The sequence below is a fragment of the Chromobacterium sp. Panama genome (assembly GCF_003052555.1).
Lineage (GTDB): Bacteria > Pseudomonadota > Gammaproteobacteria > Burkholderiales > Chromobacteriaceae > Chromobacterium.
In genome coordinates this window covers 1,137,886-1,156,033 of sequence record NZ_QARX01000001.1, presented here as the reverse complement: position 1 = coordinate 1,156,033, position 18,148 = coordinate 1,137,886, and the positions used below count along the sequence as shown (strand labels likewise).

Genomic DNA, 18,148 nt, shown 5'->3' with positions numbered 1-18,148 from the left:
GAAAAACCTCAACAAAAGCGGACCTCACAGGGCAAACCATTGATGCGACAAGCAATATCCGAAAAGGGTATTTGCCAGCACCCCCCCTACCCCGCCGAAGCATGAAAAACGGGCCGGCGAAGCGCCGGCCCGTCATGGCTTGCTATACCTATTTATATAGAAGCGCTCCGGAGAGGTCAGTCCTCGCTACGGCGCTTGCTATTACTCCTGCGCGCCGCCGGCCTGCGTTGACGCGAGGCGGGAGACGCCTCTCCCACCGGCGACTTGCCGGCAAGCGATTGACCCGCTGGAGGCGTGGCAGCCTCGGACGCAGGCGTCGCTGTCGTAGGTGCCGGCTTGGCCGCCGCAGGCGTAGCACTTACAGTTTTGGGAGCCGCCGGTTTGCTTGCTGCCGGTTTGCTCGCTGCTGGCTTGCTCGCTGCTGGCTTGCTTGCTACTGGCTTGCTTGCTACTGGCTTGCTTGCTACTGGCTTGCTCGCTACTGGCTTGCTCTCCGCCGGCGCGCTCGCGGCGGACGGACTCGCCACAGGCTTGTTGACCGCAGGCTTCGACACCGGCGATTGAGCCCCCCCTCTGCTTCGCCCCTTGGGCGCCGCTGGCAATGCCGGCGGCTTTGCCTCTACAGGCTTAGGCTCGGCAGCCCGGCGCGAACCGCCCTGGCGCGCGCCGGCGCTGCGCGCGGGCACTGGCCTGGCGGTTTGCAGGTCGCCTTCCTTGACCAGAGCGAAGTCGACTTGAGCGCTTTCCAGATTGGCGCTCATCACCTTCACGGTCAGCGTATCGCCCAAGCGGTATTGCATGCCGCTCTTCTCTCCGACAATCGCCTGGACGTCCTTTTTGAAGTGGAAGTAGTCCTTGCCCAGTTCGGAGATATGCACCAGGCCTTCGACATACACCTCATCCAGCAATACGAATACGCCGAAGCTGGTCACCGCGCAGATCTTGCCCTTGAAGATCTCGCCTACCTTGTCCCGCATATAGTAGGTTTTCAGCCAGGACTCGACGTCGCGGCTGGCGTCGTCCGCCCGGCGCTCGGTCATAGAGCAGTGCACGCCCAGTTGCGCCCATTTGCCCGGCTTGTATTTGCCGCCTTTGAGCACCGCCTTGATCGAACGGTGCACCAGCAAGTCCGGGTAACGGCGAATCGGCGAAGTGAAGTGCGCGTAAGCCTCGTAAGCCAAGCCGAAGTGGCCGTTATTGTCCGGGGTATAAACCGCTTGCTGCATGGAACGCAGCAACATGGTCTGCAACACCGGCGCATCGGGCCGCCCATGAATCTGTTCCGCCAGTTTGGCGTAGTCCTTGGCCGTGGGCTTTTCCCCGCCGCCCAGACTCAAGCCGACCAGGCGCAGGTAGTTGCGCAGATTCTCCAGCTTCTCCTCGGTCGGGCCTTCATGCACCCGATACAAAGCCTTGTGCCCGTTCTGCTCCAGGAAATCTGCCGCGCAGACGTTGGCCGCCAGCATGCATTCCTCAATCAGGCGATGGGCATCGTTGCGCACCACCGGCACGATGCGCTCGATCTTGCCCGCGTCGTTGAAGATCATCTGAGTCTCCACCGAGTCGAACTCGATCGCCCCGCGCTGACTACGCGCGGCCAGCAGCACTTTGAACAAGGAATACAGGGTATGGATCTGCGGCAACAGCGGGCTGTCGCTGCCTTTCTGGATCCAGTCCCAAACCTGGGTATAGGTCAGCCTGGCCTTGGACAGCATCACCGCCGGATAGAACTGGTAGCGCTTGACCACGCCCTTGGCGTTGATCTGCATATCGCAGACCATGCACATACGCTCCACATCCGGGTTCAAAGAGCAAATGCCGTTGGACAAGGCTTCCGGCAGCATGGGAATGACACGGCGCGGGAAGTAGACCGAAGTGCCCCGATTGAGCGCCTCCTGATCCAAGGCGTCGCCCGGCTCCACATAGAAGCTGACGTCGGCAATCGCCACCACCAAGCGGAAGCCCTTGCCCTGCTTCTCCGCATACACGGCGTCATCGAAGTCGCGCGCGGTTTCGCCGTCTATCGTCACCAGGGGCAAATCGCGCAGGTCGACGCGATCCTTGGTCCAGTCTTTCTTGCGAACCTTCTTCGGCGTCGCCTTGGCCTGAGCCAGCACCGCCTCCGGGAATTGGTGAGGCAGGTCGTGCTTGCGCAGCGCGATCTCGATCTCCATGCCGGGGTCGGCATAGTTGCCCAGCACTTCCACCACCTGGCCGACAGGCTGACGATAGGCGTCCGGGTGTTGGAGGATTTCCACCATCACCACCTGACCATCCTTGGCTCCCGCCTCGCCGCCCGGCTCAATCAGTATGTCGTGATTGATGCGACGGTCTTCCGCCGTCACCACCCACACGCCCCGGACCCGGTTGATGCGGCCAACCAGCCGCGTCACCACATGGTCCAGCACCTCAACGATCTTGCCTTCCTGGCGGCCTCGACGATCGACGCCGGACGGACGGACCATCACCCGATCGCCATGCATCGCTTTTTTCATTTCCCGCTCAGGCAGGAAAATATCGCCGCCCTGGCCTTCGCCTTCATCCGGAATGGCAAAACCGTAGCCATCGCGATGACCGGATACTTTGCACTTGATCAGATCCAGCTTTTGGGCAACGCAAACCGCGCCTTTGCGATTGATGATGATTTCGCCGTCACGTTCCATTGCCCGCAATCGACGCTCGAAATAAATAGATTCGGCCCGCGCAATCGACAACATGCGCGCTAATTCGTCAGGAAACAGCGGCACCCCCTGCTCGGCCAGAATTTTTAAAACGAACTCACGGCTCGGCAAGGGATTGGAATATTTAAGTTTTTCCCGTTCCAGGAAGGGGTCCTGTTCGCGGAGGGACAGGGTCTTTTGTTTTTTTTGTGTTCTAGCCATTGACACCCTCAAGAATATGTCTATAATTCGCATCTCGTTGCAGAGATGCAGCGAAATAATACAGCAAAGCGAAGCCCAGGTGGCGGAATTGGTAGACGCACTAGGTTCAGGTCCTAGCGCCCGCAAGGGTGTGGAAGTTCGAGTCTTCTCTTGGGCACCACTGATTTACTCTATTGTAATCGTGTTGTTCGCTCTGTATAGTAACAATCTGGTTGGCCCAGGTGGCGGAATTGGTAGACGCACTAGGTTCAGGTCCTAGCGCCCGCAAGGGTGTGGAAGTTCGAGTCTTCTCTTGGGCACCAACAGTTTCAACGGTTCCGATGATGTTTATATCGTAGTCGAGCAGCAAAACAATTTAAGTTTTATGCCCAGGTGGCGGAATTGGTAGACGCACTAGGTTCAGGTCCTAGCGCCCGCAAGGGTGTGGAAGTTCGAGTCTTCTCTTGGGCACCAATAAACCCCCGTTGATTTATGATCAACGGGGGTTTTGCATTTCCTCCCCTTCTCAGCGCGAAGCCATCTCTTCGCCAGCGCGCGGATCCAGCGAGGCGAACATCAGGCTGGACAACATGGTCAAGGCGCCCATGATGGCGAAAGCCCAGGCGAAATCGACCACGGTCAAGCGCGCATGTCCCTGCAACAGACTCACCCCCTGCACGACGAAGGCCCCAACCGTCACCCCCAAACCCGCCGCCAGTTGCTGCGCCACCCCGGAAAGACTTGTGGCATGACTCATGCCGGCCGGCTCAACCTCGGCAAAAGAGATCGCGTTCAGGCTGGTGAACTGCAAGGAGCGAAGACAGCCGCCCAGCACGAAGACCAGCAACATCCAGACATAGCTCGGCGCCTCGTAGAACAACGCGTATGCGGCGATGGAAAGACCCGCGAGCACGCTATTGGCCATCAAGACCCGGCGAAAACCGTAGCGCCGCAAGATGCGCATCACCAAGGTCTTCATGAAGATGGCGCCCACCGCGGTGGAACAGGTCAACAAGCCGGAGACAAAGGGATTGAGGCCCAGACCCAATTGCAGCATCAGCGGCAGCAAAAAAGGCGTGGCGCCAATGCCGACGCGGAACACGAAACCGCCCACCACGCCGGCATGAAAGGTCGACAGCCGCAGCAAGGACAAATCCAGCAAGGGATGAGCCGTGCGACGGTAATGCAGCAGATAAAGCCACAGCAAGCCCACGCCTGTCGCCGCTAGCACGACGGACCATTGCGCCGAGACCAAATGCTTGCCCTCGGAGGCCAGGCCAAGCATCAGCAAGGACAGGCCCACGCCGCTCAGGGCAAAGCCCAGCCAGTCCAGCGGCGGCACCTGCTCATCCTTCAAGTCTTCGATATGACGCCTTGCCAGCACCCAGCCGAGCACACCGATCGGGATATTGATCAAGAATATCCAGCGCCAATGCAGATAGGTGCTGATGAAACCGCCCAAGGGCGGTCCAATCACCGGCCCCAGCAAGGCGGGCACCGTCAGATAGCTTAGCGCCCGCACCAAGTCCGCTTTCGCGGTGGTCCGCAGAATCACCAAGCGCCCCACCGGCACCATCATCGCTCCGCCTATGCCCTGCACAAAGCGCGCCAACACAAAGCCGCCCAATGTATTGCTGAGCGCGCACAATACGGAACCCGCGACGAAAACGGCGATGGCGGCGCGAAAAATACGCCGCGAGCCGAAACGGTCCGCCATCCAACCGCTGATAGGAATGAACACGGCCAGACTGACCAGATAAGACGTCAGCGCCAATTTCAAGCCAATTGGATCCACCAATAGATCGCGCGCGATCTCCGGCAAAGAGGTGGAAATCACGGTGGCGTCCATGTTCTCCATGAACAAGGCGGTGGCCACGATCAACGGGGTCACCATGCCGGCGGCGAGCTTGAGCTGCATGACGATCAAACTTCTGGAAATGGAAACAGCAGTGTAGCACCCGCCGCCGCCGGAACGACGGACCTGGGCCGCGCAAATGATGTCGAAAGGTGAAGCGGACTCGCTCAAGCCTCCGGCAGGCAAAACAGACGCCGTCCCTCCCGCGCGCTCTTCTCCCCCAACTCCAGCAAGGCCATCACCTGACACGCCTCCCGCGCCGTCACCGGGTTGGCGCCCAAGCCCCGCGCGGCAAGCGCCACCGCCCGGTAATAATCTCGATAATCACCCGAAGGGGACGGCCGAGTTTCGTTGAGGGCTTCATCGTCCCGCTGGCGGCACAAGACGCCGGGCGCAAGGTCCGCGCCCCAGCCCGCCTCGCCGGGGCGGCCGCCCCGCTTCAAGCACTCCTCCTGGCCGTCCAGGCCGAACTTGACGTAGCTGGCGAGCCCGCCGTGCAGACTAAAGCGCGGAGCGCCGCCGCTGACCAGGCAAGAGGCATGCAAGACCGCCTGACACTCTCCATATCCCAGCTGAACGTGAAAGTAATCCGTCGCCTGCGCGCCGACCCTTTGTTTGGACAAGCTCGCATAAATCGTCTGCGGCCAGCCCAGCAACTGCAGAACCTGATCCAGCAGATGCGGCCCCAGGTCGTACCACAGCCCCGCACCCGGCTGGTCCTGTTCGCGCCAGCGCGCGCGCACCTGCGGCCGGTAACGATCGAAGTGGGACTCGAAATGGCTGAGCGGCCCCAACTCGCCGCTGGCCAGCAAGGCCTTGAGCGCCAGAAAGTCCGCGTCCCAGCGCCGATTGTGGAATACCGACAACAGCGGGCCGCCCGGCCGCTCCGCCATCAGGCACAACTCCCTCGCCTCCGCCTGCGTCACCGTGAACGGCTTGTCCACCACCACGTGCTTGCCGGCCTTCAAGCTCGCGCGCGCCTGCGGATAATGCAATTGGTTGGGACTGGCGATAACGAGCATATCGATAGCCGGATCGGCCAAAGCCCGCTCCAAATCGGCCAGTACCGGCACTTGCGGCCAATCGGCCCGCACCGCGTCCGGCCGGCTGCTGACCACGGCCGCCAGCCGCAACTCGGGCACCGCGGCGATCAAGGGCGCGTGAAAAGTCTTGCCGGCGTAGCCGTAGCCCACCAAGGCGACATTCAATGGCTGCATTTATATTGCCTTCGGAAACTAGAATCCAAACAGTCTACGCCCGCCGCGGGCATGAAAAAACCCGCCTTGCAGGCGGGTTTCCGTCGATGGGTCGAATCGGGCTTACAGACCGAAAGGATGACGCATCACGATGGTTTCTTCGCGGTCCGGACCGGTGGAGATAATGTCCACCGGCGCGCCGCACACTTCGGCGATACGGGTCAGATAAGCCTGAGCGTTGGCCGGCAGGTCTTCCCAGCGCTTGGCGCCGAACGTGCTTTCGGTCCAGCCCGGCATGGTTTCATAAACCGGCACGCACTGGCTGACCGCGTCGGAACCAAACGGCAGAATGTCCACTTTCTCGCCGTCCAGGGTATAGCCCACGCACAGCTTGATCTCTTCCAGGCCGTCCATCACGTCCAGTTTAGTCACGCACAGACCGGACACGCCGTTGATCTGGATAGAGCGCTTGAGCGCGGCGGCGTCGAACCAGCCACAGCGACGCGGACGGCCGGTCACCGAGCCGAACTCGTTGCCGCGCTTGGCCAGGAACATGCCGATCTCGTTTTCCTGCTCGGTCGGGAACGGACCGGAACCCACGCGGGTGGTGTAGCCCTTAACGATGCCCAGCACATAGTTGAGCATTTGCGGAGCCACGCCGGCGCCCGGCGCCGCGGCGCCGGCCACGCAGTTGGACGACGTCACGTACGGATAAGTGCCGTGGTCGATGTCCAGCAGCGTGCCTTGCGCGCCTTCGAACAGCAGCGGAATGCCCGCCTGGTTCATGTCGTACAGGGTGCGGGACACATCGGCCACCATGGGCTTGATGCGCTCGGCCAGTTTCAGGGTGTCGGCCAGGATGACGTCGAAACTCACCGGCTCGGCCTGGAACAGCTGGGTCAGCATGAAGTTGTAGTATTCGACGTTTTCCTTCAGCTTCTCGGCAAAGCGGGCGGTATCGAACAAGTCGATCACCTTCAAGGCGCGGCGCGCCACCTTGTCTTCATAGCAGGGGCCGATGCCGCGGCCGGTGGTGCCGATCTTGCCTGCGCCCTTGGCGGCTTCGCGCGCCTGGTCCAGAGCGACGTGGTAAGGCAGGATCAGCGGGCAGCCTTCGGAAATCTTCAGGCGGGCGGCGACATTCACGCCGGCGGTTTCCAGCTCGTCGATCTCTTTGAGCAAGGCTTCCGGAGACAACACCACGCCATTGCCGATGAAGCACTCGACATCGTCGCGCAGAATGCCGGACGGAATCAGGCGCAGCACGGTTTTCTTGCCGCCCACCACCAGAGTGTGGCCCGCGTTGTGGCCGCCCTGGAAGCGAACCACGGCACGCGCGTGGTCGGTCAGCCAGTCAACGATCTTGCCCTTGCCTTCATCACCCCACTGGGTACCGATCACGACAACATTCTTGGACATTGGAAAAAACCTCTTCTTCAGTCAGATTCAAAAATCAGTTAAATGAAACCACATGCCAATCCGAGCCGTCCGAAGTCAGCTCGCGATCGCAATTCAAGGCCTGGGCGGACTCGCCCAGGTAATCAATCACCACCATTTCGCCCGCTGCGCGCAGACGGGCCACTTCAGCCCGCGCCTGCGGCCAGTGCCTGGCGGCCAGGCGGATGCCCCTGACCGAGCCTTGCTCCGGCAGGATGCGGATCAGGTCGCGCAAATCCAGGCTGAAGCCGGTGGCCGGCCGGGCGCGGCCGAAACGACGACCCACATTGTCGTAGCGGCCGCCGCGCGCCAGCTCTTCGGCCCAGCCCTCAGCATAGGCGGCGAACAGCAGGCCGTTGTGATACTGCGTGCCGCGCAGTTCGGTCAGGTCGAAGCTCAGGGCCACCCTGCCCTCCAGCGCCTTGGCCACAGCGGACAGCTGCATCAGGCCCAGCTCCACCTCGGGCAAGGACGGCAGACGGGAACGCGCCCGGTCCAGCTCCTCGATCGGACCATAGAGCTCCGGCAAAGCCAGAAAAGCGCTGCGGTACGGTTCGGCCACATCGCGGACCAACTCGTGGATGCTGGCCACGTCCTTGCTCTGCAACTTGGCGAACAACGCCCGGCTGGCCTCCGCCGACAAACCGGCGGCGGAAGCGATACCGCGATAAATCGCCATATGGCCGATGTCCAGCCGCAGACCGGACACTCCGGCGCGCTCCAAGGCGCCCAGCATCAACTCAATGATTTCCAGGTCGGCCTCGATGCCGGCGTAGCCGTACAGCTCCGCCCCCACTTGCAGCGGCTCGCGGGAGCCGGCCAGGCCGTCCGGCCGGGTATGCACCACGCTGCCGGCGTAGCACAGCCGGGTCACGCCGGTGCGCTCGCCGAGCAAGTGCGCGTCTATGCGCGACACTTGGGGCGTGATGTCGGCGCGCAAGCCCATTTGCCGGCCGGACAACTGATCGTCCAGCTTGAAGGTCTTGAGCTCGAGCGAAGCGTCTTCCTCGCTGACCAGCGAATCGATGTACTCGATCAGCGGCGGCAGCACCAACTCGTAGCCCGCCACGCGAAAGCCTTCCAGCATCGCCGCCTTGGCGGACTCTACCTGGCGCGCGGTGGCGGGCAGAATATCCGCGATGTATTCCGGTAACAGCCAATTACGCATGATTCTTTTCAACAGAATAAAAGGCGGGAAGCGTCCCGCCTTGTTATCAGCAAACTGGCCAGGTCGCCCCGGCCAGTGTTCCATACTCGATTGTCTTGCGCGGCGTCTTCCGCCTGCCTTGGCCGCTTACTTGGCCTTGGCCGCTCCCGACTGCGGGTTCTTGAAGTACTTGAAGAACTCGCTGCTCGGCTCCAGCACCAGGACGTCGCTCTTGTTCTTGAACGACTCCTTGTACGCGTCCATGCTGCGCCAGAAAGCGTAGAAGTCCGGGTTCTTGCCGTAAGCCTCGGCGTAAATTGCCGCCGCCTTCGCGTCGCCCTTGCCCTTCAGCTCCTGAGCCTGACGATACGCTTCGGCCAGCACCACTTCGCGCTGCTTGTCCGCTTCGGCGCGGATGCGTTCAGCGTCCGCGGCGCCCTCGCTGCGCAACTGGCTGGCGACGGTGCGGCGCTCGGACTGCATGCGATCGAAGACCGAACTGCTTATTTTATCCGGAAAATCGACTCGTTTTAAGCGCACGTCGAGAATTTGTACGCCTATTTTACGCGCATCCGCGTCCGCGCGCTTGCGAACCGTATCCATCACCTGATCGCGCTTGCCGGAAATGACGTCGGCAACCATCTTTTGGCCGAATTCCGCGCGCAACCCGTCATTGATGGTCTGTTTCAAACGCGCCACAGCGGCGGCCTCGGAACCCACGCTCTTGTAAAACTGCTCAACGTCCACCACGCGCCATTTGACGAAGCTGTCCACCAACACGTTCTTTTTCTCGCGGGTGTTGAACAGTTCCGGCGCCTCGGCGTCGATGGTCTGCACGCGGCGGTCGAAGTAACGCACGTTCTGCAGCAGCGGCACCTTGAACTGAATGCCCGGCTCCTTAATGATGCGCACCACTTCGCCAAACTGGAAAACCAGCGCGTATTGGCGCTGATCCACGGTGAACAGCGACAGGCTGGCAACAAATAGCACACCGGCTATGGCAACTACAGTCGGAATCAGTCTATCCATTGCTTATCGCTCCGCCCCAAAAAAATCACGCCCGCGGGTCACGTCCCGCCCCCCTTTGGCATTGCCGGCCTGAGCGGCCGGCGCAGCCGGCTCCGGAACCGCGCTGGCGGCGGGCGCCGCCGCGCCGGAAGCGCCCGGATTACTCTGCTGGATCAGCTTGTCCAAAGGCAGGTACAAGAGATTGTTGCCGCCCTTCTGGTCCACCACCACCTTGGTGGTGCTGCTCATGATCTGCTGCATCATGTCCAGATACAGACGATCGCGCATGACCTTGGGCGCTTTGTTGTATTCAGACAACACTTGCTTGAAGCGCGAAGCGTCGCCTTCCGCGCGGGAAACGACTTTCTGCTCGTAGGCTTCGGCCTCCTGCTGCAGGCGCGCGGCCAGGCCCTGGGCCTTGGGCAGCACCTCGTTGGCGTAAGCCAGGCCTTCGTTGCGCAGCTTGTCCTTGTCCTGACCGGCCTTCACCGCGTCGTCGAAGGCCGCCAGCACTTGCTCGGGCGGCTGCACCGCGTTGATGTTGACCTTGGCGATGCGCACGCCCAGTGAATAACGATCCAGCACTTCCTGAATCAGTTTCTGGGTTTCCACCGCGATCTGCGTCCGCCCTTCGTTCAACACGAAGTCGACCTTGTTGCGGCCCACCACTTCGCGAATCGCGGTTTCGGTCGCCTGCTTGACGATGTCCTTGGCGTCCCGCTCGCGCGAGGCGTTGTTGAACAGGAAGGCGCGCGCGTCCTTGATGTCGTATTGCACCGACAATTGGACGTCGATGATGTTCTGGTCCGAAGTCAGCATCAGCGACTCTTCCGCCACTCGCGTCTGGGCGGTGTTGCGGTAGCCCACTTCCACGCTGCGCACTTCGGTCAGGTTGACGATCTCCACCTTTTCAATCGGGAACGGCGCGTGCCATTGCAGGCCCGGCTCGGTCACCCGGTTGAAGCTGCCCAGGCGCAGCACCACGCCTTGCTCGCGCGCGTCCACCACGTAGAAACCGCTGGCCAGCCACAAGGCCGCCAATACGCCCACCACGGCGATGGCGCCGCCCTTGAACGGCGGTTTGACGCCGGACGCGGGACTGCCGCCGGCGCCGCTGCCTTTGGCGCCCAGCAGCCGCGACAGCTTCTGATTTAGGTTGCGGAATACTTCATCGAGGTCCGGCGGCCCTTCATTGCCTCGGCGGCCTCGGTTAGGGTCATTCTGCGACATGCTCGTAATAGTCTTTATGGTTGTTTTGGGAAGGATGCACGCATTCGGCAATCGCCGCGCGCAAGAGTTCCAGGCCGGCCCCGGTCAGGGCCGAAACCCGCACCGAAACCGGACGGCCCGCCGCGTCGCGCTCGATCTCCGGCTCCATCTCGCGCAGATCGCATTTGTTCCAGACCAGCAGCTGCGGAATGCCGTCCGCGCCGATCTCGGCCAACACCTTGTTGACCTCCTCGATCTGCACATCGCGCATATCGCTGGAGCCATCCACCACGTGCAGCAGGAGATCCGCGCGCACGGTTTCCTCCAGTGTGGCGCGGAACGCCGCCACCAGGGTGTGCGGCAGATCGCGGATAAAGCCCACAGTATCCGAAATCACGATGGATGTCTGGTGATTGAGGAACAGCTTGCGGCTGGTGGTGTCCAGCGTGGCGAACAATTGGTCCGCCGCGTAGATGCGCGCCTTGGTCAGCGCGTTGAACAAGGTGGACTTGCCCGCGTTGGTGTAACCGACGATGGACACCGAGGCGATGCCGGCCCGGCCGCGCCCCTTGCGCTGGGTATTCCGCTGCTTTTGCACCTGGGCCAGCCGCTCTTTCAGCGCCTTGACGCGGATGCCGAGCAGCCGGCGGTCGGTTTCGAGCTGGGTTTCGCCGGGGCCGCGCAAGCCTATGCCGCCCTTCTGGCGCTCCAAGTGGGTCCAGCCCCGCACCAGGCGGGTGGACATATGCGACAGCTGGGCCAGTTCGACTTGCAGCTTGCCTTCGTGACTGCGCGCGCGCTGGGCGAAGATGTCCAGAATCAGGCTGTTGCGGTCGATGACGCGACACTGCAGCGCCCGCTCCAGATTACGCTCCTGGCCAGGCGCCAAAGCATGGTTGAATATCACTACATTGGCATCGGTGGCGCGCACCAGCAGGCCGATTTCCTCGACCTTGCCCTTGCCCGCGAACAGCGCGGCGTCCGGGCGCTGCCGCTTGCCCTGCACCACGCCCATCACCTCTACGCCGGCGCTCTTGACCAGCTCGGCGCACTCGGCGATGTTTTCCTGGTAATCGGCATCTCCAAAATCCAGACAGACCAGAACCGCCTGGTCGCCTAAGTCGGGACGATCAAACACTATTCGGAAACCATAGTTGGGGCGCAAAAGATAAAAGGCCGACAAGCCGCGCCGGTTTGGCGCGGCCGATCGGCCCGGTCACAAGCACAGCAACGCTTTAGGCGTCTTGCTGCTCCTGCTTTTGCACCGGGTGTTCATGGGGAAGATTGACCGGACGGGCGGGCACGACGGTGGAAATGGCGTGTTTGTACACCATCTGTGTCACCGTGTTTTTCAACAGCACCACGTACTGGTCAAAGGATTCTACCTGACCCTGAAGTTTAATACCGTTGACCAGGTAGATGGACACCGGCACATGTTCCTTACGCAGGATGTTCAGGAACGGGTCTTGTAACATTTGCCCTTTAGAGCTCATTCGTTATTCTCCGAATCGTTGATTGTTGTATTAACTGAACCTTACAGCCCGGTTGTCTGCTTATTATTAGCAGAAAACATCCCGGCGTACTATTTTTTACTGCTGCTGCCCTTGCCGCTCTTGCCGTAACGCACTTCTTTTTCGCGTCCGCGCATCTTGGACATCGGCTTGGGCTTGGCTCGGGACTTCTCCTTGCCGTCGTCGGTGTCGAACGGATTCTCCGAAGACTTGTACTGTACGCGCAGCGGCGTGCCCTGCAGCTTGAACACTTTCCGGAAGGTATGTTCCAGATAGCGGGTATAACTGTTCGGCACCGCATCCAGCGCATTGCCGTGCACCACGATGATGGGCGGGTTCTGGCCGCCTTGGTGCGCATAGCGCATTTTCGGGCGGATCAAACCGGAGCGCGGCGGCTGCTGGCGCTCCAGCGCCACTTGCAGCACCCGGGTCAGCTTGGGCGTGGCCAGCTTGGCCATGGCCGCCCGGTAGGCCTCGTCGATGGACTTGAACAAGTCTGCCACGCCGCGGCCTTCAATGGCGGAGATGTAATGGAACTTTGCAAAATCCAGGAAGTTCAGCTTGCGCGCGATCTCGCGGCGCACCGTTTCCTTTTGCTCCCCGTCCAGGTTGTCCCACTTGTTCACCGCCACCACCAGCGCCCGGCCCGCTTCCAACGCGAAACCCGCGATGGTGGCATCTTGCTCGGAAATGTCCAGTTGAGCGTCCAGCACCAGCACCGCCACGTTGGCGTCTTCGATCGCCTTCATGGTCTTGATCACCGAGAACTTCTCAAGCATCTCGCTGACCTTGGCCCGGCGACGCACGCCCGCGGTGTCAATGATGGTGTAGGTATGGCCATCTCGCTCAAAATCAATATATATGCTGTCGCGAGTGGTGCCGGCCTGGTCGAAGGCGATGACGCGCTCCTCGCCCAGGATGGCGTTGACCAGGGTGGACTTGCCGACGTTGGGCCGGCCGATCACCGCGAACTTGGGATGGCGCGAGGCTTCTTCTTCCACTTCTTCCGGGAAGTCCGCCAGCACCAGTTCCATCAATTCGCGCACGCCGTCGCCATGGGCGGCGGAGATCACCAGCGGCTCGCCCAGCGCGAGTTCGTGGAACTCGGCGCCGGCGATGGCGTGCCGCATGCCTTCCGCCTTGTTGACGGCGAGGAAGACCGGGCGCTGCAGCTGGCGCAGACGGTTGGCGATGATTTTGTCTTGCGGCGTCAGGCCGTTGCGGCCGTCCACCAGGAACACCACGGCATCGGCTTCGTCCACGGCCTGCAGCGTCTGCTTGGCCATTTCGAACAGAATGCCTTCGTCCACCACCGGCTCGAAACCGCCGGTATCGACCACAAGATACGGCTTTTCGCCCACGCGGCCATGGCCATAGTGGCGATCGCGCGTCAGGCCGGGCTGGTCGGCGACCAGGGCGTCGCGGCTGCGGGTCAGCCGGTTGAATAAGGTCGACTTGCCCACATTGGGGCGGCCGACCAGAGCTACGGTAGGTTTCATGAGTACTGCTTTATTATCCCAAAGTCAGCATCGCCAGACGGCCGTCCTTGCCTTGCATCAAGGCGGACGAACCCAGCGACACCGGTTGATTGGTCAGGGCGGGCCCGACCTTGACTCGGCCCACGATGCTGCCGCTCTCATTGGATAGCAGATGGGCGTAACCTTCGCCATCTCCTACCAGCACAAAGCGGCCCAACAGAGCGGGGCCGGTGACGTCCCGATATTTCAGGTCGTCGGTTTTCCAAATATTGCGGCCGGTGCCGCGATCAAACGCCCAGACCGAACCGTCTTCCGCGCTGACGTAGACATTGCGGCCGTCCACGGCCAGGCCGCGGCTGGACGAGATTTCGCGCGCCCACAACAGATTGCCGGAACGCGCTTCGAAGCAGGCCACGCGCCCCTGATAGGCGACCGCGCACACCTGACCGGCGTCGAAGACCGGCCGCGAAGTCACGTCGGTCATCCGTTCCAGTTCGGTGGCGCCGCGAGGGTTGGCCACCGCGCCCTGCCACAAAGCGTTGCCGGTTTGCGGGTTGACGATGTCCAGGCGGCCGCCGGCCTGCCCCACCATCACCGCCTCCTTGCCCACCGCCTGCATCGAGCCGTTGTTGCGCACGGTCAGCTGCGGCAGCACATTGCCGCTGGACCACAGCTGCTTGCCGCCTTCGCTCAGAGAGAAGCCGGTCAGACGCGCGTCGTTGGTGCGCACCAGCACCATATCGCCGGCCACTTGCGGCGCCTCCAGCATCAGGCTGGTCAGCGGCTGCTGCCACAGCACTTTGCCGCTGGCGCGCTCCACCGCCAGCAACTTGGCGTCCTGGGTGCCCACCAGCACCATGTCGCCGGCTACGGCGACGCCGGCGCTCAGCTTGCGCTTCAGATCCACGTCCGCGCTGACGCGGCCGCTGAGGGCGTCGATGCTGCGCACGCGGCCGTCGGCGTCGGCGCTCACCACCAGGCCGTTGGCGTAGACCGGCAGGAAGCCGGCGGCCGGCGCGGCCTGTCCCGTCGTCCATTTGACCTCCAGCCCTTGCAAGGGCTTGATCGCGACGAGCGGGGTGGGCTTGAACTGGGTATTGCTTTCAAACCAGCTGGCGCAGCCGGCCAGCAAGGAGGAGGACAGCACAGCGGTCAGCAACAATTGGCGGCGCATGCGATCAGCCTCCCAGCGCGTCGAGTTTGGTCTGGATGAACTGGCGATTCGGGGAATCGCCCACCAGTTTGGCCAAAGCGGATTTATAGGCGTCGCGCGCGGCGGCGGCGTCGCCCTTGGCGACCAGCACGTCGCCCTTCAAATCCAGGAACAGCGCGTCGAAGCCGGCCGGATGCGCCTTGTTCAGTTCGGCGATCGCCGCATCGTAGGTTTTCTGGTCCAGCAACAGGGAGGCCAGACGCAGTCGGGCGATGGCGCTTACCGATTCGTCCTTGCTATTGGCCAGCACCCATTCCAGCTGGCTCTTGGCCAGCGCGAGCTCGTTCTTGTCGAAGGCGGCCTTGGCCAGAATCAGCGAGCCGCGGGTGGCGTAGGCCGAAGAGCCGAAGTCGTTCTGCAACAGCGTCACCGCGGACTTCAGCTTGGCGATGTCCTTGGACGCCACCGCCGCGTCGATGTTCTCGTAAGCGGCCGCGGCTTTCTGCGCCTGCTGCTCCTGGTAATAGCGGTAGCCCTTGAAGCCCAGATAGGCAATGGCGGACGCCGCCAGCACGCCGGCGATCAGCTTGCCCCACTGCTGCCAGAAGGCTTTGATCGAATCAATCTGTTCCTGTTCCTGCAAGTCGAACGCCATTGCGCCCCTCTCCCTTAAGCTTTCAGTGAGATCAGCGTGGCGGCCACCGCTTCCGCCGCCACAGTGTGTTGGTCCATCTCGGCGCGCAGCGCCTTGATCACCGCCTGACCCGTTTTTATTTCATCTTCGCCGACGATGACGGCGAACTGCGCGCCGCAGCCGTCGGCTTTTTTCATTTGCGACTTGAAGCTGCCTTCGCCCAAGTGCTGCACCACCGACAGGCCGGCGGCGCGCAAAGTCTGCGCCAGCTTCATCGCGTACAGCCCCGCGCCCTCGCCCTGGTTCACCAGGTAGACGTCGACGCTGCGTTGCGCCGGCAAGAGCTGCTTGTCCTGCAACAGCAGCACCACGCGCTCCAGGCCCATGCCGAAGCCGATGCCGGCCGCGGGCTTGCCGCCCAGTTGCTCGATCAGGCCGTCATAGCGGCCGCCGGCGCAAATCGTGCCTTGGGCGCCCAGCTCGCTGGTCACCCATTCGAACACCGACTGGTTGTAGTAGTCGAGCCCGCGCACCAGACGCGGATTCTCCACGAAGTCGACGCCCAGCTCGCGGATCATCGCCTTCCAGCCTTCGTAATGCGCGCGGGACGCCTCGCCCAGGTAGTCGGACAGCTTGGGCGCTTCGTCGGCCATCTGCTGCAGCGCCGGGTTCTTGGTGTCCAGCACCCGCAGCGGATTGCTGTACATCCGGCGCTTGCCGTCTTCGTCCAGGATGTCCACATGCCGTTCCAGATAGGCGATCAGCGCCTGACGGTGCGCGGCGCGCTCTTCCTGGTTGCCCAGAGAATTGATTTCCAGGCGCACATACTGGGACAGGCCCAGGCGACGCCACAGATCGGCGGTCATCGCGATGATTTCGGCGTCGATATCCGGACCGGCGAAGCCCAGCGCTTCCACGCCCATCTGGTGGAACTGACGATAGCGGCCCTTCTGCGGACGCTCATGGCGGAACATCGGCCCCATGTACCACAGTTTCTGGGTGGCATTGTACAGAAGGTTGTGCTCGACCACCGCGCGCAGGGTGCCGGCGGTGCCTTCGGGCCGCAGCGTCAGGCTGTCGCCGTTCAGGCTGTCGATGAAGGTGTACATCTCCTTCTCCACCACGTCGGTGACTTCGCCGATGGCGCGGACGAACAGCGGCGTGGTTTCGACGATGGGGGTGCGGATATTCTGATAGCCGTAGTCGGCCAGCAGTTCGCGCAGCTTGCCTTCAAAGAACTCCCACTGATAGGACTCGGCCGGCAGCACGTCATTCATGCCTTTGACCGCTTGATATTTTTGAGCCATTGCTTGTTTTCTTGTGTATCGCTTGAATCAGTGCCCGGTCATTGCGCCAAACGCGCTCAAACGCCTACCGGACGAATCGGAATGGTGCGGCTCCCGCCCTCGCGGCGCTTGGCGCCGCCTTCGCCGTAACGGCTTTGCACATAGCGATCAACCAAGGCCGTGAACTCGGAGGCGATGTTGTCGCCCTTGAGGGTAACATCCTTTTGACCGTCGACGTAAACCGGCGCCACCGGCACTTCGCCGGTGCCGGGCAGCGAGATGCCGATATCGGCCAGCTTGCTCTCCCCCGGGCCGTTGACCACGCAGCCCATCACCGCCACCTTCATGTCTTCCACGCCCGGGTATTGCAAACGCCATACCGGCATCTGCGTGCGCAGATACGTCTGAATCTGATCCGCCAGCTCCTGGAAGAAGGTGCTGGTGGTGCGGCCGCAGCCCGGACAAGCGGTCACCAGCGGGGTAAAGCTGCGCAGGCCCATGGTCTGCAGCAACTCCTGCGCCACCACCACTTCCTTGGTGCGCGCCTCGCCCGGCTGCGGCGTCAGCGAGATGCGGATGGTGTCGCCTATGCCTTGCTGCAGCAAGATCGCCAACGCGGCGCTGGAGGCGACGATGCCCTTGGAGCCCATGCCGGCCTCGGTCAGGCCCAGGTGCAGCGGGAAATCGCAGCGACTGCCCAGATCTCGGTACACGGTGATCAGGTCCTGCACATTGCTGACCTTGCAGGACAGCAGGATCTGCTCGGCCGGCAGCCCCAGTTCCATCGCCTTGTCGGCGGACTCCAGCGCGGAAACGATCAAGGCTTCGCGCATCAGCCGCTCCAAGGGCAGCGGCTGGGCGACGCGGTTGTTGGCGTCCATCATTCTGGCCAGCAAAGCCTGATCCAGGCTGCCCCAGTTGACGCCGATGCGCACCGGCTTGCCGTATTCGATGGCGGTGCGGATCATGAAGGCGAATTTGTCGTCGCCCTTGGCGCCCTTGCCCACATTGCCCGGATTGATCCGGTATTTGGCCAGCGCGCGCGCGCAATCGGGATATTCCTTCAGCAGGCGATCGCCGTTGAAATGGAAATCGCCGACCAAGGGAACGGCACAGCCGGCATCGTCCAGCCGTTGGCGGATTTCCGCCACCTTGGCCGCCGCCTCCGGCGAGTTGACGGTGATGCGCACCAGCTCCGAGCCGGCTTCCGCCAGCTCCAGCACTTGCCGCACCGTGGCCGCCGCGTCCGCGGTGTCGGTGTTGGTCATGGACTGCACCACCACCGGAGCGTCCGATCCTACAATGACATGCCCCACCCTAGCCTGCAGGGTGGGGCGTCGCGCGATGTTCACGCTATCCATTCGCTACCTTGA

At 62.3% G+C, this 18,148-nt stretch carries 14 protein-coding genes and 3 tRNA genes; 3 read left to right on the top strand and 14 right to left on the bottom strand.

The window, feature by feature from the left end:
* Positions 1–176 precede the first annotated feature (176 nt).
* A complete protein-coding gene (rnr, locus tag DB032_RS05420) occupies positions 177–2,882 on the bottom strand; it encodes a ribonuclease R (RefSeq protein WP_107798566.1) in 2,706 nt (901 codons plus the stop codon).
* A gap of 73 nt (positions 2,883–2,955) precedes the next feature.
* On the opposite strand from rnr, the gene DB032_RS05415 reads away from it, so the two are divergent.
* From DB032_RS05415 to DB032_RS05405, 3 genes are all read left to right on the top strand, one after another.
* Positions 2,956–3,042 (top strand) — tRNA-Leu (locus DB032_RS05415).
* A gap of 55 nt (positions 3,043–3,097) precedes the next feature.
* A tRNA-Leu gene (locus DB032_RS05410) sits at positions 3,098–3,184 on the top strand.
* 64 nt (positions 3,185–3,248) lie between these two features.
* A tRNA-Leu gene (locus DB032_RS05405) sits at positions 3,249–3,335 on the top strand.
* 52 nt (positions 3,336–3,387) lie between these two features.
* On the opposite strand, the gene DB032_RS05400 is transcribed toward DB032_RS05405, so the two are convergent.
* The 13 genes from DB032_RS05400 to ispG all read right to left on the bottom strand — a co-directional run bounded on the left by DB032_RS05400 (position 3,388) and on the right by ispG (position 18,136).
* The gene (locus tag DB032_RS05400; protein ID WP_233246653.1) at positions 3,388–4,779 is read right to left on the bottom strand and encodes an MFS transporter; all 1,392 of its coding nucleotides are present in this window, start codon (positions 4,777–4,779) and stop codon (positions 3,388–3,390) included.
* Positions 4,780–4,883: 104 nt separating this feature from the next.
* Entirely contained in the window at positions 4,884–5,933 is a 1,050-nt protein-coding gene (locus DB032_RS05395) for an oxidoreductase (protein WP_107798565.1), read from the bottom strand.
* 102 nt (positions 5,934–6,035) lie between these two features.
* On the bottom strand, positions 6,036–7,331 hold the full coding sequence (locus DB032_RS05390) for an adenylosuccinate synthase (RefSeq protein WP_107798564.1): 1,296 nt from the start codon (positions 7,329–7,331) through the stop codon (positions 6,036–6,038).
* Positions 7,332–7,365: 34 nt separating this feature from the next.
* Entirely contained in the window at positions 7,366–8,517 is a 1,152-nt protein-coding gene (locus DB032_RS05385) for an ATP phosphoribosyltransferase regulatory subunit (protein WP_107798563.1), read from the bottom strand.
* 126 nt (positions 8,518–8,643) lie between these two features.
* Positions 8,644–9,525 (bottom strand): protease modulator HflC, encoded by an 882-nt coding sequence (hflC, locus tag DB032_RS05380; RefSeq protein ID WP_081547400.1) that lies wholly within the window; start codon positions 9,523–9,525, stop codon positions 8,644–8,646.
* A gap of 3 nt (positions 9,526–9,528) precedes the next feature.
* The gene (hflK, locus tag DB032_RS05375) at positions 9,529–10,734 is read right to left on the bottom strand and encodes an FtsH protease activity modulator HflK (protein ID WP_107798562.1); all 1,206 of its coding nucleotides are present in this window, start codon (positions 10,732–10,734) and stop codon (positions 9,529–9,531) included.
* Positions 10,721–11,851 (bottom strand): ribosome rescue GTPase HflX, encoded by a 1,131-nt coding sequence (hflX, locus tag DB032_RS05370; RefSeq protein WP_107798561.1) that lies wholly within the window; start codon positions 11,849–11,851, stop codon positions 10,721–10,723. The genes hflK and hflX overlap by 14 nt, the downstream gene beginning before the upstream one ends.
* 97 nt (positions 11,852–11,948) lie before the next feature.
* A complete protein-coding gene (gene hfq / locus DB032_RS05365; RefSeq protein ID WP_039756760.1) occupies positions 11,949–12,206 on the bottom strand; it encodes an RNA chaperone Hfq in 258 nt (85 codons plus the stop codon).
* An 89-nt stretch (positions 12,207–12,295) separates the two neighbouring features.
* Positions 12,296–13,723 carry a ribosome biogenesis GTPase Der gene (der, locus tag DB032_RS05360; RefSeq protein ID WP_107798560.1) on the bottom strand — a complete coding sequence of 476 codons (1,428 nt, stop codon included), beginning with the start codon at positions 13,721–13,723 and terminating at the stop codon, positions 12,296–12,298.
* 13 nt (positions 13,724–13,736) lie between these two features.
* A complete protein-coding gene (gene bamB / locus DB032_RS05355; protein WP_107798559.1) occupies positions 13,737–14,876 on the bottom strand; it encodes an outer membrane protein assembly factor BamB in 1,140 nt (379 codons plus the stop codon).
* A 4-nt stretch (positions 14,877–14,880) separates the two neighbouring features.
* Positions 14,881–15,510 (bottom strand): tetratricopeptide repeat protein, encoded by a 630-nt coding sequence (locus DB032_RS05350; RefSeq protein ID WP_107798558.1) that lies wholly within the window; start codon positions 15,508–15,510, stop codon positions 14,881–14,883.
* Positions 15,511–15,524: 14 nt separating this feature from the next.
* On the bottom strand, positions 15,525–16,796 hold the full coding sequence (hisS, locus tag DB032_RS05345; RefSeq protein ID WP_107798557.1) for a histidine--tRNA ligase: 1,272 nt from the start codon (positions 16,794–16,796) through the stop codon (positions 15,525–15,527).
* Between the two features lie 56 nt (positions 16,797–16,852).
* Positions 16,853–18,136 carry a flavodoxin-dependent (E)-4-hydroxy-3-methylbut-2-enyl-diphosphate synthase gene (gene ispG / locus DB032_RS05340; RefSeq protein WP_107798556.1) on the bottom strand — a complete coding sequence of 428 codons (1,284 nt, stop codon included), beginning with the start codon at positions 18,134–18,136 and terminating at the stop codon, positions 16,853–16,855.
* Positions 18,137–18,148: the final 12 nt, after the last annotated feature.

Bases quoted from the DNA above. Each gene is read 5' to 3' on its own strand.
- der (WP_107798560.1), bottom strand. From the start codon at position 13,723: ATGAAACCTACCGTAGCTCTGGTCGGCCGCCCCAATGTGGGCAAGTCG.
- DB032_RS05350 (WP_107798558.1), bottom strand. From the start codon at position 15,510: ATGGCGTTCGACTTGCAGGAACAGGAACAGATTGATTCGATCAAAGCC.
- rnr (WP_107798566.1), bottom strand. From the start codon at position 2,882: ATGGCTAGAACACAAAAAAAACAAAAGACCCTGTCCCTCCGCGAACAG.
- DB032_RS05385 (WP_107798563.1), bottom strand. From the start codon at position 8,517: ATGCGTAATTGGCTGTTACCGGAATACATCGCGGATATTCTGCCCGCC.
- DB032_RS05400 (WP_233246653.1), bottom strand. From the start codon at position 4,779: ATGCAGCTCAAGCTCGCCGCCGGCATGGTGACCCCGTTGATCGTGGCC.
- DB032_RS05390 (WP_107798564.1), bottom strand. From the start codon at position 7,331: ATGTCCAAGAATGTTGTCGTGATCGGTACCCAGTGGGGTGATGAAGGC.
- ispG (WP_107798556.1), bottom strand. From the start codon at position 18,136: ATGGATAGCGTGAACATCGCGCGACGCCCCACCCTGCAGGCTAGGGTG.
- DB032_RS05395 (WP_107798565.1), bottom strand. From the start codon at position 5,933: ATGCAGCCATTGAATGTCGCCTTGGTGGGCTACGGCTACGCCGGCAAG.
- hflC (WP_081547400.1), bottom strand. From the start codon at position 9,525: ATGGATAGACTGATTCCGACTGTAGTTGCCATAGCCGGTGTGCTATTT.
- hisS (WP_107798557.1), bottom strand. From the start codon at position 16,796: ATGGCTCAAAAATATCAAGCGGTCAAAGGCATGAATGACGTGCTGCCG.
- hfq (WP_039756760.1), bottom strand. From the start codon at position 12,206: ATGAGCTCTAAAGGGCAAATGTTACAAGACCCGTTCCTGAACATCCTG.
- bamB (WP_107798559.1), bottom strand. From the start codon at position 14,876: ATGCGCCGCCAATTGTTGCTGACCGCTGTGCTGTCCTCCTCCTTGCTG.
- hflK (WP_107798562.1), bottom strand. From the start codon at position 10,734: ATGTCGCAGAATGACCCTAACCGAGGCCGCCGAGGCAATGAAGGGCCG.